General features: G+C 39.7%; 1 protein-coding gene. It reads right to left on the bottom strand.

Translation table 11 applies throughout. The annotated features are described in order from the left end of the window. Window positions 1–35: 35 nt before the first annotated feature. Window positions 36–1,258 (bottom strand): IS3 family transposase gene (locus tag TW85_RS25130; RefSeq protein ID WP_157197026.1). Its coding sequence is split into 2 segments (ribosomal slippage): window positions 36–907 and window positions 907–1,258, totalling 1,224 coding nucleotides; the frame shifts between segments, so codons are not numbered across the junction. Window positions 1,259–1,275: the final 17 nt, after the last annotated feature.

Here is a 1,275-nt window from a genome sequence, read left to right as displayed (position 1 = left end):
TGACTAGTCCTGATATAGGTTGACACTTATTTCAGTTAAAACGCTCGATGTACCTCATCGGGCGTTTTGTATTTTAGGCTTAAATGCGGCCTACTTTCATTATAAAGTGTGATTGATTCTTTCACCATTTTCTTCGCCTCATGTAAATTCATCGGCTTTTCTAATAAATATTCATTCTTCAAAATTCCGTTAACTCTTTCTGCTAACGCATTCTGATAGCAATCATAACCATCTGTCATTGAGCAACGAATACCGTATTTATTATGTATTGCTTGATACATTGCCGAACAGTATTGGATACCTCTATCAGAGTGATGAACAAGCCCCCTTACATCTCCTGCGCACTTAATTGCTTTCTTTAAGGCAATCACAACATCACATGTTTTAAGACTACTATGCACATAATGGCCTACTATTTTTCGTGAGAACATATCGGTAATCAAACTAAGGTAGGCCTGCCCTTCTCGTACCGGTAAGTAGGTAATATCGGCCACCCATACTTGCTTTGGCTTATTCACAACAACCTGATCTTTACTTGCTTTGATTAAGTTGGGATGACACCAAAAGCGATGATTGCTTTGGGTGGTTTTATGATATGCCCGACGACATGGCACCAGCAGTCGTGCCTCTCTCATTAACTGAAACAGCTTGTCTCGACCTATCGCATTAGATAACGTTTTGTTCTGCTTCATAAAATAAAGAAGCTTACGCCCACCCATTCTGGGGTGTTGCATTCGCTTAGCTCGAATAAAACGAATGATCTCTTCATTGCGTTGCTCCTTTTCTAAGGCACAACGACACTGTTTATAATAGGCTTGTCTGCTTATGTTCAAAAACACACATGACTGAGTCACGGTTAATGTTTTGATCTTTTTTTCTTGGATAACATCTCTTGCTGCTTTTTTGGCAAGCTGACACCATAATCACGTTTCATGACGGTGACGACAGCCTCAAAGAACTCAGCTTTCAATTGTGTTTCAGCCAGTTTTTGCTCGAGTTCTTTAATGCGTTGCTCGGGTGTTTGTTCTGTTTTTTGATCTTTCATATGACTACCTTTTGGAAAAAAAGGGGGAGTACCTAAAGACCAATCTAGCTTGCCATGCTTACGAAGCCAAACTAAAACAGTAGAGCAACCTTGAATGCCGTACTTATCTTGAGCTTGTTTATAAGTTAATTCGCCTTTTTCTACCTGATCGACAATCGATAATTTAAAAGCGAGTGAATAGTCGCGCTGAGTACGCTTAGATGTTGATTGCATAACACTCTCCAAATGAT

It is taken from the genome of Marinomonas sp. S3726 (assembly GCF_000967665.1).
Classification (GTDB): Bacteria; Pseudomonadota; Gammaproteobacteria; order Pseudomonadales; family Marinomonadaceae; genus Marinomonas.
Note: the sequence above shows the minus strand (reverse complement) of the source record. Positions and strands in the feature narration are given on the sequence as shown.